The 14,055-nt window shown below is 72.1% G+C and carries 12 protein-coding genes; 8 read left to right on the forward strand and 4 right to left on the reverse strand.

Features of this window, described 5'->3' with window-relative positions:
• Nucleotides 1-522 precede the first annotated feature (522 nt).
• Together F4562_RS26810 and F4562_RS26815 are read right to left on the reverse strand one after the other, a co-directional pair.
• Nucleotides 523-1,839 (reverse strand): D-arabinono-1,4-lactone oxidase, encoded by a 1,317-nt coding sequence (locus F4562_RS26810; protein WP_184541733.1) that lies wholly within the window; start codon nucleotides 1,837-1,839, stop codon nucleotides 523-525.
• Nucleotides 1,840-1,962: 123 nt separating this feature from the next.
• Nucleotides 1,963-3,177, reverse strand: a complete 1,215-nt coding sequence (locus tag F4562_RS26815) for an MFS transporter (protein ID WP_221206960.1) — start codon at nucleotides 3,175-3,177, stop codon at nucleotides 1,963-1,965.
• 141 nt (nucleotides 3,178-3,318) lie between these two features.
• On the opposite strand from F4562_RS26815, the gene F4562_RS26820 reads away from it, so the two are divergent.
• A complete protein-coding gene (locus tag F4562_RS26820; protein ID WP_184541731.1) occupies nucleotides 3,319-4,587 on the forward strand; it encodes a lytic transglycosylase domain-containing protein in 1,269 nt (422 codons plus the stop codon).
• Nucleotides 4,588-4,733: 146 nt separating this feature from the next.
• Here the strand turns inward: F4562_RS26820 and F4562_RS26825 are convergent, their stop codons facing one another.
• On the reverse strand, nucleotides 4,734-5,705 hold the full coding sequence (locus tag F4562_RS26825) for a ferrochelatase (RefSeq protein ID WP_221206958.1): 972 nt from the start codon (nucleotides 5,703-5,705) through the stop codon (nucleotides 4,734-4,736).
• Between the two features lie 119 nt (nucleotides 5,706-5,824).
• Between F4562_RS26825 and F4562_RS26830 the strand changes: the two genes are divergently transcribed.
• Together F4562_RS26830 and F4562_RS26835 are read left to right on the forward strand one after the other, a co-directional pair.
• Complete coding sequence (locus F4562_RS26830) at nucleotides 5,825-7,810, forward strand: S9 family peptidase (protein WP_311734006.1); 1,986 nt, start codon at nucleotides 5,825-5,827, stop codon at nucleotides 7,808-7,810.
• Nucleotides 7,811-7,873: 63 nt separating this feature from the next.
• Nucleotides 7,874-8,656 carry an inositol monophosphatase family protein gene (locus F4562_RS26835; RefSeq protein WP_311734005.1) on the forward strand — a complete coding sequence of 261 codons (783 nt, stop codon included), beginning with the start codon at nucleotides 7,874-7,876 and terminating at the stop codon, nucleotides 8,654-8,656.
• 59 nt (nucleotides 8,657-8,715) lie between these two features.
• Here the strand turns inward: F4562_RS26835 and F4562_RS26840 are convergent, their stop codons facing one another.
• On the reverse strand, nucleotides 8,716-8,880 hold the full coding sequence (locus tag F4562_RS26840; protein ID WP_184541725.1) for a hypothetical protein: 165 nt from the start codon (nucleotides 8,878-8,880) through the stop codon (nucleotides 8,716-8,718).
• Nucleotides 8,881-9,103: 223 nt separating this feature from the next.
• Between F4562_RS26840 and F4562_RS26845 the strand changes: the two genes are divergently transcribed.
• The 5 genes from F4562_RS26845 to F4562_RS26865 all read left to right on the forward strand — a co-directional run bounded on the left by F4562_RS26845 (nucleotide 9,104) and on the right by F4562_RS26865 (nucleotide 14,054).
• A complete protein-coding gene (locus F4562_RS26845; RefSeq protein WP_184541723.1) occupies nucleotides 9,104-9,757 on the forward strand; it encodes a response regulator transcription factor in 654 nt (217 codons plus the stop codon).
• A 32-nt stretch (nucleotides 9,758-9,789) separates the two neighbouring features.
• Nucleotides 9,790-11,166, forward strand: coding sequence for a sensor histidine kinase (locus F4562_RS26850; protein ID WP_246473575.1), 1,377 nt, complete (start codon nucleotides 9,790-9,792; stop codon nucleotides 11,164-11,166).
• Nucleotides 11,167-11,438: 272 nt separating this feature from the next.
• Nucleotides 11,439-11,738: a DUF4193 domain-containing protein gene (locus tag F4562_RS26855; protein WP_012893211.1), complete on the forward strand. Its 300-nt coding sequence runs from the start codon at nucleotides 11,439-11,441 to the stop codon at nucleotides 11,736-11,738.
• A 77-nt stretch (nucleotides 11,739-11,815) separates the two neighbouring features.
• Nucleotides 11,816-12,622, forward strand: coding sequence for a hypothetical protein (locus tag F4562_RS26860; protein ID WP_184541721.1), 807 nt, complete (start codon nucleotides 11,816-11,818; stop codon nucleotides 12,620-12,622).
• Nucleotides 12,623-12,677: 55 nt separating this feature from the next.
• A complete protein-coding gene (locus F4562_RS26865) occupies nucleotides 12,678-14,054 on the forward strand; it encodes an alpha,alpha-trehalose-phosphate synthase (UDP-forming) (protein ID WP_184541719.1) in 1,377 nt (458 codons plus the stop codon).
• Nucleotide 14,055: the final 1 nt, after the last annotated feature.

The following is a 14,055-nucleotide window of genomic DNA, read 5'->3' on the forward strand; positions in this document are numbered from 1 at the left end:
GGTTGCCTGCCAGCACCGTACCCGGCATGTCCGAACATCGCCTTGCTGGATGGGGCTCGCAGCGATGTGACGCCGGTCACATTTGCTTCGTTCATGAATCTACGGGGCGCCGGTCCGGAGCAGCGGGTTCGAGCTTCGAACCGGATTCTTCCGAATAACACCGGGAACCGCGCCGGACTTCCGGCAAGAACCTGGAGACGACGGTGGGTCCGGTTCCGGCCCCGTGGGGTGACGACGCGATCACCGGGGCGGACGGGGCGCGGCGGGCCGCGACGGCGGGCCGCGGTGGTGGACATGGACGGCGGGAGACGGTCATCTCCGGCGGACTCCCTCGGGGTCGAGCGGCGCGGGCGTCTGCGAATCTGCCCGCCGTGACGTGCGCGGCGGCGGCGGGACACGCGGAGGCGTGACTCTTCGAGAGAGCCTTTGCGCACCTCTTTACCGAAAGCTTGCGAGAACAGGCCGATTCGGCGAAACGAGGGACGGGTTCGCCCCGGGCCGGCGTCCCGTTCCGGGACCGGTTCATCCCAGGACGGTGTCCAGGTAGTCGTTGGCGAAGACGCGCCCGGGGTCGAGCAGGTCGCGCAGGGCCAGGAAGTCGGCGAACCGCGGGTAGACGGTGGCGAGGTAGGCCGCGTCCCTGGTGTGCAGCTTGCCCCAGTGCGGCCGCCCGCCGAACCGCGTCATGATCTCCTCCACCTCCGCGAAGTACTCCGGGTTCGGCGTCGGCCGGTAGACGTGGCAGGCGATGTACGCCGACTCCCGGCCGTAGGCGGTCGACAGCCAGGCGTCCCCGGGCGGTGTGACCCGGACCTCGATCGGGAAGCTGATCCTCCAGTCGCGCAGGTCCAGCAGGTCGCGGATCTCGCGCAGCGCCTGGCCCAGGTGCTCACGCGGGATCGCGTACTCCATCTCCAGGAAGCGCACCTCCCGCACGGAGGTGAAGACCCGGTGGGAGGCGTCGGTGAACGCCGAGGGCGACAGCGCCGCGCCGGAGAGCGCGTTGATCCGGGGGATCAGCGCCGGATAGCGGCTCCCGAGACCGCAGGTGACGCCGAACAGGGTGTTCTCCAGGAACTCGTCGTCCAGCCACCGCCTGAAGGCGCTGCGAGGGGCGGCCGGCCCGGCGGTCCGGTTGTTGCGCTTGGTCAGGCAGACCTCGGTGTGCGGCATCCAGAAGAAGTCGAGGTGCTCGTTCTCCTCGATGAGCTCGTCGAGCGAGCCGAGGATCCCGCTCAGCGTCATCGGCTGCCGGACGCTGCGCAGCAGGAACGACGGCTCCACCCGGAAGGTCACCGCGGTCACCACGCCGAGTGCTCCCAGGCCGACCCGGGCCGCGTCGAACAGGTCCCGTTCGCCCACCCCGTCGCGGATCTTCCCCTCGCCGTCGCCGCGCACCGTGACCACCTCGCCGTCGGCGAGCACCATCTCCAGTGCCAGCACCTGGTCGGCCAGCCCGCCGACCAGTCTGCCGGTGCCGTGGGTGCCGGTCTGGATGGCCCCGGCCAGGGTCTGCGCGGCGATGTCCCCCATGTTGGCCAGGGCGAGGCCCCTGCGGTGCAGTTCGTCGTTGAGCACGCTGAGCGGGGTCCCCGCCGCGGCCGTCACCCAGCCGTCGCCGATCTCGCGGATCCCGGTCAGCGCGTCCGGCCGCAGCAGGAGGCCGTCGGTCAGCGCGACCCCGGTGAACGAGTGGCCGGTGCCGGCCATCCGCACCCGGTGTCCGGCCGCGACCGCGTCCCGGACGGCCCGGGAGACCTCCTCGGTCCGGGAGGGTGTCATGGTCTCGGCGGGGGTGGCGGACTGGTTGCCGGCCCAGTTGCGGAAGGTCTCGCCCACGTGCACTCCTGCCCCGACGGGCACGCCCGGCGGACATGGGGCCGCCCGGGGCGCGCCGGCGCCCGGCCCGTGGCCGCGGGTGCCCGCCCGTTCACTCGCTCGGTCAGTGAATATGAACAGTACTCATGATTGTTGCTGTGCAACAGGGGTCCGCAGCCAGGCATGACCGGCGGCGCCGACGGACACGGCCAGCAGGGCACAGACGAAGGAGAAGCCGTAGGCGTTGCCCGCGCCGAACGCGTCGGTGAGCCGGCCTCCCGCCCAGGCGCCCAGCGCGACGCCGAAGCCGACCGAGGTCGAGATCCACGCCATGCCCTCGGTGAGCAGGTGAGCCGGGACCAGCTGCTCGGTCAGGCTGTAGCCGGCGATGACGGTCGGCGAGATGGACAGCCCGGCCAGGAACAGCGCCCCGGCCATGACCCTGACGTCGTCGATGAACAGGATCGGCGTCAGTCCGACCGCGAAGGTCAGCAACGCCCGGACGAACCTGGCGCGCAGCGAGATCTTCCACTCGCGGGCACCGTACCAGAGCCCGGAGACCAGGCTCCCGCCGGCGAACGCGGCGAGAAGCAGACCGGCGACGGGCTTGGCGTCGCGCGCCTCGGCGAACGCCACCGTGATCAGGTCGACCGAGCCGAAGACCGCACCCATCGCCAGGAAGACGACCGACATCAGGGCGACGCCGGGGATGGTGATGGGGGAGCCGGAGCTGTGCTCCCTGGGCCGGACCGGCGGTTCGGTGCCCCGCTGGAGGGCGAAGGCGACGGTGCCCACGACCGTGCAGACCAGCGCCACGATCAGGCCGGCGTACGGGTTGACCATGGTGGCCAGCGCCGTGGCCAGCGCCGGGCCGCCCACGAAGATCACCTCGTCGGCGACGGACTCGAAGGAGAACGCCGTGTGCAGCCGTGGCGACCCGGCCAGCAGGTGCGACCAGCGGGCGCGTACCAGCGAGCCGAGGGAGACCGCGGTCGCGCCGACCGCGACGCCGGAGGCGAAGAGGGTCCAGCGAGGGGCGCCCAGCTCGACGCAGAGCATCATGCCGGTCAGCGTGGCGCCGTGCGCCAGGGTGAGCGGGACGATTACCCTGGCCTGGCCGAACCTGTCCACCAGGCGGCCGGACAGCGGGGCCGCGACGGCGAAGGAGACGCTGACGGTGGCCGCGACCGCGCCCGCGGTGGCGTACGAGCCGGTGAGCTCCTGAATGAGCAATATGACCCCGATGCCGAGCATCGACATCGGTACCCGCCCGAAGAACCCGGCGATGACGAAACCCTTGACGCCGGGCGTGCTGAACAGCCCCCGGTACGGCCCGACCACTGATAGTCCCCTTCTCATCTGCGCAGAATGTGCCGACGATGTCGCACGGCACCGCCGCCCGGCAAGTGATTTTCCCGGCAACGGCCCACATCGCGGCCAGTTGAAGCTAACGTGAGCGCGGTGTCACGTCTTCCCGGGTTAGGGGCTTTCGTCCCAGTGATGATCGCCATGACCGTCCTCCTCGCCGTGTGCGGCGCGGTGATCGTGGCGATCGACGCCGGTCGCGCCACCGATCTCTCCGGCAGCGCCGCGGCGGAGTCCGGCCCCGGTGACCTGGCGGCGATCGCGCCGGTGGCCCCCGGGCCGCCCGCCGCGGCGGCCCCCGGGGCGTCGGCGGCTTCCCCACCGTCGGCGGGGACCGGGACGGCCGGGGCCGGCGGTGGGCCCGAGGGGGCCGGCGGGTCCGGAGGGCCCGGGATCACCCCGACCCCGCCGCTGCTGCTCGTGGTCTCCTCGTCGACGCTGACCGAGCAGACGAAGGCGGACATCTCCCGGCTCGAACACGTGCAGAAGATCGACTCTTTCGCCGGCGGCGCGGTCAGGATGTCCGGCGTCGCGTTGAACTTCCTGGCGGTCGATCCGGCCAGGTTCCGGGCGTGGACCCCCGAGGCCGTCGCCGGGCAGCCGAGGGTGTGGGACGCTCTGGCCGGAGGCGGGTTCGTCGCCGACAGCTCGGCCGCGCGCCGCCACGGACTGGTGCTCGGCTCGGAGTACCAGGTCGACGGCGGGCCCCGGCTGCGCGCCGCCGCCTCGGCCCCGTTCGGCCTGCCCGGCGTGGACGGCATCGTGAGCGAGGAGACCGGGCGGCGCCTCGGGCTGCTTCCGGGCGTGGCGCTGCTGGTGCACGGCCCGGAGAAGGCCGCGGCCACGGTGAGGTCGGGGGTGGGCAGGCTGCTGAGCCCGGGCGCCCAGGTGGTCGCGGTGGGTGCGGACCGCACGGCGGGCGCCTCGGCCGACGGCTCCTCCGGCGGGACGACCGCGACGGCCGGCTCCTCCGGCAGGGCCGCCGCCGACCGGCCGGCGGCGGCGCGGCGGGTCCTGGTCGGCAGGCCCGCCAGCTACCTGGAGCTCTACCGCAAGTCGGCCGAGGTCTGCCCGGGGCTGTCGTGGACGATCCTGGCCGCGATCGGCCAGGTGGAGAGCTCACACGGGCGCAACAACGGCCCGTCGTCCGCCGGGGCACAGGGACCCATGCAGTTCATGCCCGCCACCTGGAAGGCCTACGGCGTGGACGGCGACGGCGACGGCGTCGCCGACATCTGGAGCCCGTACGACGCCGTCCCCTCGGCCGCCAACTACCTGTGCGCCAACGGCGCCGGCCGGGGCGGCAAGAAGCTGGAGAAGGCCATCTGGTTCTACAACCACTCCTGGTCGTACGTCGCCAAGGTCATGTCCGTCTCCCGGGGGTACGCGGCGGCGTACCCGTGAGACCGTGCCCGCCGGGACGGCGGGACGGGCCGCACCGGTCCGGCGGCGGCCCCGTCGGCGGCGCGCTCCTCCGGGGTGGCCGGCGGGGCGGTTCTCCGGGGCCGCGGAGCGGCCGGTGTCGCGGGCCGGGCGACGGGGCGGGGCGGTCAGCGGCGCGGGCCGGGGCGGCGGGGCGGAGCCGGGCAGCAGTCGGCCGCGCACGCCGCGGGCTCCGGCTCGGCGAGCAGTTCGCCGACCATCGCCACGAACCTCGGGTGGGTGCCCGCCGTGGCCGCCCTGGTCAGCGGAAGGCCGATCTTCCTGGCCGTCTCCGCGGCCTCCACGTCGAGGTCGTAGACGACCTCCATGTGGTCGGAGACGAAGCCGATCGGCACCAGCACCACGGCGGGGGCGTCGACCTGGAGCAGGTGGTCGCAGACGTCCGGCTCCAGCCACGGGATGTGCGGGGCGCCGCTGCGGCTCTGCCACACCAGGTCCCACTCCCGGCCGCCGCCCAGCTCGGCGACGACCAGCGAGGCGGCGCGGCGCAGCTGCGCCTCGTACGCCCCGCCGTCCGGCCCGGCCGTGGCGGCCATCGAGAGCGGGATGCTGTGCGCGGTGAAGACCAGCCGCGCCGTGTCGCGGTGCTCGGCGGGAAGCCGGTCGAGGGCGTCGCGGGTGTGGTCGGCCATCGCCGCGACGAAGCCCGGGTGGTCGAAGTAGTGCCGGAGCCTGACGACCTCCGGCGCCCCCTCGACCGCCGCCCTGGCCAGGGCGATGTCGTCCAGATACTGGCGGCAGGACGAGTAGGAGCTGTAGGCGGCCGTGACGAAGGCCGCCGCCCGGCGCACCCCGTCGGCGGCCATCCGCCGCAGGGTGTCCTCCAGGTAGGGGTGCCAGTTGCGGTTGCCCCAGTACACCGGGAGGTCGACGGTCGGCTCCACGGCCGCGATCAGGTCGCGGCACTGCTGGTTGATCGGGCTGACGCCGCCGAAACGCTGGTAGTGCGCCTCGACCTCCAGCAGGCGCTCACGCGGGATGCCGCGGCCCCGTACCACGTTCTCCAGAAACGGCATCACGTCGGCGGGCTTCTCCGGCCCGCCGAACGAGACGACGAGCAGTGCGTCGTATGTCCCCATGGCACTCATCAAACCGCATGCCGGGGTGTCCTCTCGAACGGTCACCCCAACTCATTCGACGGTGCCCCGCCCCGCGGACGCATGCCCCCGGGGGCGGGCGCCGGGGTAGGTTCGGAGCCGTGACGCCATTCGATGACATCCGTGACTATGTCGGCGTGCCCCGGGCCACCTCCCTGCGACTGTCTCCCGACGGGAGCCGCCTGGTGTGCGTGGTCCAGGCCCTCAACCCCGACGGGAGGTCCTACGGGACCGCCCTGTGGGAGGTCCCCCTCGACGGCCGCAGGCCCCACCGGCTGACCAGGTCCGTCAAGGGCGAGGCCGGGGCGGAGTTCACCGCGTCGGGCGACGTGCTGTTCGGTTCGCGCCGCCCCGACCCGACGGTCAGGGACGCCGACGAGGAGGTCCCGGCGCTCTGGCTGCTGCCCGCGACGGCGGGCGAGGCCAGGCAGGTCGCCTCCCGGCCCGGTGGCGTCACCGGTTTCGCGACCGGCGGCCGGACGGTGGTCTTCACCTCCGACGTGCTCCCCGGCGACGAGGCGACCGAGGCCGAGCGACGCGGTCGCCGCAAGGACGCCGGGATCAGCGCGATCCTGCACGAGGACCACCTGGTCCGCTACTGGGACCACGACCTCGGTCCCGGCGAGACTCGGCTGTTCGCCGGCACCCTCGGCGACGACGAGCGGCTGTCCCAGGTCAGGGACCTCACCCCGCAGCCCGGAAAGGCGCTGACGAGCCACGCCTCCTACGACGTGACCCCGGACGGCGCCACGGTCGTGACGACCTGGGGCGTGCCGCTGCCGCACGGCGAGCTCCGCTTCGAGCTGGTCGCGATCGAGACGGCCGACGGCGGGGCCCGGCGGGTGCTGGCCGCGGGAGACGGCCTGGACTTCGGCGGCCCGGTGAAGGTCTCGCCCGACGGGCGGCTGGTGGCCTGCGTGCGCGGTGTCCACGGCGCCGCCGACCGCGTCCCCGAGTCCGCCCTGTGGATCGTCGACCTGGCCACCGGTGAGGGTCGTCCCGCCGGCGGCGGGCTCTGGCCGGTCGACGTGGCGTGGGCGCCCGACTCCCGGTCGCTGTTCGTGGCCGCCGACCACCTGGGCAGACGCCCGATCTTCCGGGTCCCGGCCGACGGTTCCGCCCCGGTGCGGCTCACCTCCGACGACGCCGCGTACCTGTCGCTCGGCGCCGGGCCCGACGGGTCGGTCTACGCGCTGCGCAGCGCGGTCGACGCCGCCCCCGCGCCGGTCCGGGTCACCGCGGACGGCAGGGTGGAGCGACTGGCCTCCCCGGTGCCCGCGCCGGAGCCGCCCGGCACGCTCACCGAGGTCACCGCGACCGCCGACGACGGCACGGCGATCAGGGCCTGGCTGGTGCTGCCCGAGGGCGCCTCGGCGGAGAACCCGGCCCCGTTCCTGCTGTGGGTCCACGGCGGCCCGCTGGCCAGCTGGAACGATTGGTCCTGGCGGTGGAACCCGTGGATCATGGCGCGGAACGGCTACGCCGTGCTGCTGCCCGACCCGTGCCTGTCCACCGGTTACGGCCCCGAGATGATCCGGCGCGGCTGGGCCGACTGGGGGCCCCGCACGTACGCCGACCTGATGGCGGTCACCGACGCGGCGCTGGAGCTGCCCGAGGTCGACGCCTCGCGGACCGCCATGATGGGCGGCTCGTTCGGCGGTTACATGGCCAACTGGATCGCCGGGCACACCGACCGGTTCAAGGCGATCGTCACGCACGCCGCGCTGTGGAACCTCGGCCAGTTCGCCGGCACCACCGACGGCCCCATGTTCTGGCAGCGCGAGTTCGGCGAACCGGGCGGCGAGGCGTACGACCGGCTCTCCCCGCACGCCTTCCTGGACCGCATCTCGACCCCGATGCTCGTCGTCCACGGCGACAAGGACTACCGGGTGCCGATCGGCGAGGGACTGCGCCTATGGTGGGATCTGCGGCGCTCGGGCGTGGAGTCGAAGTTCCTGTACTTCCCCGACGAGAACCATTGGGTGCTCAAGCCCGGCAACGTGGTGGTGTGGTACGAAACCGTACTCGCCTTCCTGGCCCAGCACGTGCTCGGGCGGGAGTGGAAGCGGCCGGAGTCGCTCTCGTGAGCCCACCGGATCCCAGAACGTGAGACCGCCAGTGAGGAACGGTGACGGATAGTGGAGACTCCCGTGATCTTCGGTCGGCTGGCCGAGGAGATCGCCCGGGAGGCCGGGGAGATGCTCCTGGCCAAGCGGCCGGACCGGCCGCAGGTGCTGGCCACCAAGTCCAGCCCCACCGACGTGGTGACCGCCCTCGACCGGGCCTGTGAGGAGCTGATCAGGTCCCGGATCAGGGCGGTCAGGCCCGATGACGCGATCCTCGGTGAGGAGGGCGGTCAGGCGGGCGACGGCAGGGTCCGCTGGGTGGTCGACCCGATCGACGGGACGGTCAACTTCCTGTACGGGATCCCCGACTGGGCGGTCAGCATCGCGGTCGAGGCCGACGGCGAGGTGATCGCCGGCGCGGTCAACGTCGTGCCCCGCGGCGAGGTGTTCACCGCGGTGAAGGGCGGAGGAGCCTGGCTGGCGGGGGAGCGGCTGCGCTGCAACGCCGGGGTCCCGCTGGAGCAGGCGCTGATCGCCACCGGGTTCGGCTACGACAGCGGGCGGCGCCGGGTGCAGGCGGAGGTCCTCGGCCAGGTGCTGCCGCGGGTGCGCGACATCCGCCGGGGCGGCTCCGCCGCCTCCGACCTGTGCTCGGTGGCCGCCGGCCGGGTGGACGGCTACTACGAGCGGGGCCTGAACGCCTGGGACCACGCGGCCGGTGGGCTCGTCGCCGCGGAGGCCGGGGCCAGGGTCGGCGGCCTGGCGGGCAGGCCCGGCGGCTCCGAGCTCCTGCTGTGCGCGGCGCCGGAGCTGTTCGAGGAGTTGCACGACCTGCTGCTGCCACTCGACCCGGAACGCGACGCCTGACGGGACGCGCGGGAACGCGGGGAGCCCCCGGCCGGTCGGCCGGGGGCTCCCTCGGTCCATCAGCGCTGGATGGGAACCCCGTTGTCTGTCGCCAGACGGCGGAGATCCTCGATCTCGGCGGTGAAGGTGTCGGCGAGATAGTCGTCGCCTGCGGACCGGGCCTCGTGCAGATTCCGGTACGCCTGGTCGAGGCGGTGTTCGATCGTGGTCGTGAACTCGCCCATTTCACCTTCTCTCTCAGGGGGGCACGGGGAAGGAAAGTGCGGCTTCGGGGGGTGGAAGCGGCTTTACCCACACCCTGCCGCAGGCTAAACCTGTGTGTTTCCGACATCACGCGCAGTGCTCGCCCTCCCGAGGGACTTACCGTGTGCTTACAGGGGTTGGGGCGAGAATGAGGAGCCGCCGAGGCGGTCCGCCCGGGGGATGCGACAGGAGGTACCGGAAGCCGTGCGAGTGCTTGTGGTTGAGGACGAGAGAGTGCTCGCCGACGCGATCGCGACCGGGCTACGGCGCGAGGCCATGGCGGTGGACGTCGCCTACGACGGCGCGGGCGCGCTGGAGCGGACCGGCTACATCGACTACGACGTCATCGTCCTGGACCGGGACCTGCCCAAGGTCCACGGCGACGAGGTCTGCCGCCGCCTGGTGGCCGACCGGACGGCCTCGCGGATCCTCATGCTGACCGCGTCCGGCGACGTCGACGACAAGGTGGAGGGCCTGGGGCTGGGGGCCGACGACTACCTGGCCAAGCCCTTTGTGTTCATCGAGCTGGTGGCGCGGGTGCGGGCGCTCGGCCGCCGTTCGGCTCCGGCGCTGCCGCCGGTGCTGGAGCGCAACGGCGTCCGGCTCGACCCGGGCAAGCGGCTGGTGACCAGGGACGGCGTCGAGGTCTCGCTGACCAAGAAGGAGTTCGCGGTCCTGGAGGAGCTGCTGCGCGCCGAGGGTGCGGTGGTCAGCCAGGAGGACCTGCTGGACAAGGCGTGGGACGAGAACATCGACCCGTTCACCAACGTGGTGCGCGTCACCATGATGACCCTGAGGAAGAAGCTGGGCGAGCCTCAGGTGATCGAGACGGTGCCCGGGGTCGGATACAAGCTGTGAGCGCCCCGGCAGGCGGGGGGGAGGAGCGTCCGATGTTCGCCCCGGCGGGCCGGCCGCCGGAGTCGGTGCCGACCCACCCGATGATCAGTCCGCACTCCGAGCGGGGTGCCCGCCGGGGTGAGCAGCCCGCCCCCGTCCCTTCCCCCGCCGAGGAGGGCCGGGAGAAGGGGGGTGTGGCGCCGCCGCCGACCGGCCAGCCCGTGTGGGACGGCCCGCCGCCGGTGGGCGCCGTCCCGCCGCACCAGACCCCGCTGGACCGGCTGCGCTCGATCGTCGACCGGGTCAGCATCCGCTGGCGGCTCACCATCACCTACGCCGTGCTGTTCTTCGTGGCGGGCGCGCTGCTCATGCTCGTCATCTACCTGATGGTCGGCTGGGCACTCGACACGGCCTGGCCCGACTTCCCGGTCAACATGGACAGCCTGCTGTCCGCCGAGGAGGTGCGCCAGGTCGAGCGGGCGTGGTACTGGCAGCAGCACGCCGCCATCTCCCAGACGCGCAGGGACCTGCTTCTCCGCTCGCTGCTGGCCCTGGGGGGCGTCGGCATCCTGGCCGTGATCATCGGTTACGTCGTCGCCGACCGGGCGCTCAAGCCGATCCAGCAGATGACCGCGACCGCCCAGCGGCTGTCCGGCTCCACGCTCGCCCACGAGCGGATCGACCTGCAGGGCCCCGACGACGAGCTCAAGGAGCTGGCCGACACCTTCGACGCCATGCTGACCAGGCTGAACGTGGCCTTCGACACCCAGCGCAGGTTCGTGGCCAACGCCTCCCACGAGCTGCGCACCCCGTTGACGATCAACCGGACGGTCCTGGAGATCGCCCTGTCCGACCCCGAGGCGTCCGCCGACCTCAAGGCGCTGGGCCGCACCCTCCTGGAGGTCAACGCCCGCAACGAGCGCCTGATCGAGGGCCTGCTGCTGCTGGCCCGCAGCGAGCGAGAACTGAGCGTGCGCAAGCCGGTGGACATGAAGGAGGTGGCCCAGACCGCCGTCGAGCAGCTCGCCTCGCGGGCGGAGGAGGCCGGTGTCACGGTGACGGCCGAGCTCCGCAGCGCGGAGACCGTCGGCGACCCGGTGCTCCTGGAACGCTGCGTGTCCAACCTCGTGGAGAACGCCATCAAGCACAACCTTCCCGAGTCCGGACATCTATGGGTCCGGACGGGAATGGTGGAGGGTGCACTGGTTGTTCAGGTGGCCAACACGGGGCCGCACATCCCCGCGTACGAGGTGAACAGCCTGTTCGAGCCGTTCCGGAGGCTCAACGCCGACCGCGTCGACTCTGCCAAGGGAGCGGGGCTCGGGCTGTCGATCGTCCGCGCGGTCGTGCGTGCCCACGGGGGCAACGTGACCGCCGTGCCGCGTGACGGCGGCGGCCTGGTGGTCACGGTGCGACTCCAGTCGCGCTGATGCGGCGGGGGGCGTCTCGTTCACGCCGTACATGTGGTTGGATGTGCCGTCGAACACGGTGGTGCATGCCGCCAATGCTGTGGTTTACGCCATATTTGGCTAACCCTGCCCATTGGCGGCACGTCCCTCACGTGTAGGGAGGTTCGGTGACCATTCCGGCGGGGTACCGAAGCAGGAATCTCTCTGGCGGACCGGGCACAAGTCGTGCCTCTCGGACGTTACACACGCGCGACCGGGCGCAGACAGATAGATGAGGGGGATGGAGCAGACCGATGGCTACCGATTACGACAGCCCGCGCAAAACTGACGACGACCTCAACGAGGACAGTCTTCAGGAACTGCAGGCACGCCGTACCGACAAGTCGTCGGGCAGCATCGACATCGACGAGACCGATCTCGCCGAGTCACTCGAGCTGCCCGGTGCGGACCTGTCGAACGAGGAGCTCTCGCTCCGGGTGATTCCTCGTCAGGCCGACGAGTTCACCTGTGCGCGTTGTTTCCTCGTGCACCACCGCAGCCAGCTCGCCGTGGAGAGGAACGGCCAGCAGATCTGCCGGGAGTGCGCGGCCTGACGATTCCGACGGCCTGCCCGAGGTGTGCCCCTTCCCCTGGGGGTAGACGCGAGGACAGCCTTGAGGAGGTTCCGAGAATGGCGTCAGAGAACGGCAAGACCGGTGCCGCGCCGGGTGACTCCACGGCCGAGGAGTCGACCGGCGCGCCCGACAGGGAAGTGGCCGAGATCGTCGGCCGGCTCGTCGAGCCGGGTGACATGGACGCGGCCGAGCGGCGGAAGCTGCTCGGCCGCCTCTCACGCTCCCTGGCCGCCGGAGCGAAGCGGGCCAAGGCGTCCGGCGCGGGCCGGGGCCGCTGGCTGGCGGACGTGTTCATGGCCGTCGCCCCCCGCATCCCCATCCGCGACCTGCCCACCCTTTCCGAGCACCACCACGGCCTGACCTCCGAGGCCCTGGCCGACGACCTGGTGCGCACCGCGGCCAAGGCCACCATGACGGTCGGCGCCATCGGCGGCGCGCTGGCCGCGGCCGAGTTCGCCGCCCCGCCCCTGCTGCTCTCCGCCCCCGCCCAGCTGGTGGCCGAGACCCTCGTGGTCGCCGCCATCGAGGTCAAGCTCATCGCCGAGCTGCACGAGGTCTACGGCGTCCAGGTCCCGGGCACCGGCTCCCAGCGCGCCGTCGCCTTCGCGGTGGCCTGGTCCAAGCAGCGGGGTGTCGACCCGCTGGCTCCCGCGTCCTTCACCCTCGCCCTCGGGGCCGCGGCCAAGACCGCGCTCCGCAACCGTCTGATGCGCACCCTCGGGCGTCATCTCACGACGCTCGGCCCCTTCCTCACCGGCGCCGTGGCCGGTGGAGCCCTCAACCGCGGTGCCACCAGGAAACTGGCTGACGCCGTTCGTGCAGATTTGAGGATTAATACCGCTCTTCCCCCTGGAAAGTCATAAAAACTCCTGAATTGGGTAGTTAGCTCGGTAAACACTCGACTACCTGGAGGAACCAGTGCTGGGCCGCAGCGCGTTCGTGATCGTCGCAAACCGCCTTCCGGTGGACCGGGTGGGTGAGGACATGTGGCGGCGCAGTCCGGGCGGCCTCGTCACCGCGATCGCCCCCGTCCTCCAGCGCAGGGAGGGGGCCTGGGTCGGCTGGCACGGCGCCCCGGACGAACACCTCGAACCGTTCGAGCACGACGGGATGAGCCTCGTCCCGGTGCCGCTGTCGGAGTCGGAGGTGCGGCTCTACTACGAGGGCTTCTCCAACGCCACGCTCTGGCCGCTCTACCACGACGTGGTCGCCACCCCCGTGTACTCCCGGGTGACCTGGGAGGCGTACCGCTCGGTCAACGAACGCTTCGCCGTGGCCGCGGCCGAGGAGGCGGCGGAGAACGCGGTGGTGTGGATCCAGGACTACCAGCTCCAGCTGGTCCCCGCCATGCTGCGCAAGCTCCGCCCCGACCTGCGCATCGGCTTCTTCCTGCACATCCCCTTCCCGCCGGTCGAGCTGTTCTCCCAGCTCCCGTGGCGGCGGGAGATCGTCGAAGGTCTGCTCGGCGCGGACCTGGTCGGCTTCCAGCGGCCCGGCGGCGCGTCCAACTTCGTCCGGCTCTGCCGCCGCCTGCTCGGCATGCAGCACCACAAGCACGAGATATACGTGGACGACCGGGTGGTGCGGGCCGGGGCGTTCCCGATCTCGGTCGACTTCGGCGAACTGGACAGGCTGGTCCGCGAGCCGCACATCGTCGAGCGGGCCAAGCAGATCCGCTCGGAGCTGGGCGACCCCGAGTGCATGCTGCTCGGCGTCGACCGGCTCGACTACACCAAGGGCATCGGCCAGCGGCTCAAGGCGTTCGGGGAGCTGCTCTCCGAGGGGACGGTCAAGCCGGGCGAGGCGGCCTTCGTGCAGATCGCCACGCCGAGCCGGGAACGCGTCGAGGAGTACATACGCCTGCGCGACTCGATCGAGCTGCAGGTCGGCCGGATCAACGGCGAGGAGGGCGACCTCGGGCAGCAGCCCGTGCAGTACCTGCACCAGTCGTACGGCCGGGACGAGCTCGCCGCGCTCTACCTCGCGGCCGACGTGATGGTGGTGACGCCGCTGCGCGACGGGATGAACCTCGTCGCCAAGGAGTACGTCTCCTGCCGGCACGACCTGCGCGGCGCGCTGGTGCTGAGCGAGTTCGCCGGGGCGGCCGACGAGCTGCGGCAGGCGTTCATGGTCAACCCCTACGACGTCGACGGCCTCAAGCGGGCCATGGTGGCCGCCATGCGGGCCACGCCGCACGACCTGTCGCGCCGGATGCGCTCACTGCGGCGGCGGGTGTCGACCTACGACGTGGACCGGTGGGCCCGCGAGTTCCTCACCGCCCTGGAAACGGGCTGAG

The organism is Streptosporangium becharense (assembly GCF_014204985.1).
GTDB classification, from domain to species: Bacteria; Actinomycetota; Actinomycetes; order Streptosporangiales; family Streptosporangiaceae; genus Streptosporangium; species Streptosporangium becharense.

Bases quoted from the DNA above. Each gene is read 5' to 3' on its own strand.
- F4562_RS26840 (WP_184541725.1), bottom strand. From the start codon at position 8,880: ATGGGCGAGTTCACGACCACGATCGAACACCGCCTCGACCAGGCGTAC.
- F4562_RS26850 (WP_246473575.1), top strand. From the start codon at position 9,790: ATGTTCGCCCCGGCGGGCCGGCCGCCGGAGTCGGTGCCGACCCACCCG.
- F4562_RS26860 (WP_184541721.1), top strand. From the start codon at position 11,816: ATGGCGTCAGAGAACGGCAAGACCGGTGCCGCGCCGGGTGACTCCACG.
- F4562_RS26820 (WP_184541731.1), top strand. From the start codon at position 3,319: ATGATCGCCATGACCGTCCTCCTCGCCGTGTGCGGCGCGGTGATCGTG.
- F4562_RS26815 (WP_221206960.1), bottom strand. From the start codon at position 3,177: ATGAGAAGGGGACTATCAGTGGTCGGGCCGTACCGGGGGCTGTTCAGC.
- F4562_RS26855 (WP_012893211.1), top strand. From the start codon at position 11,439: ATGGCTACCGATTACGACAGCCCGCGCAAAACTGACGACGACCTCAAC.
- F4562_RS26825 (WP_221206958.1), bottom strand. From the start codon at position 5,705: ATGGGGACATACGACGCACTGCTCGTCGTCTCGTTCGGCGGGCCGGAG.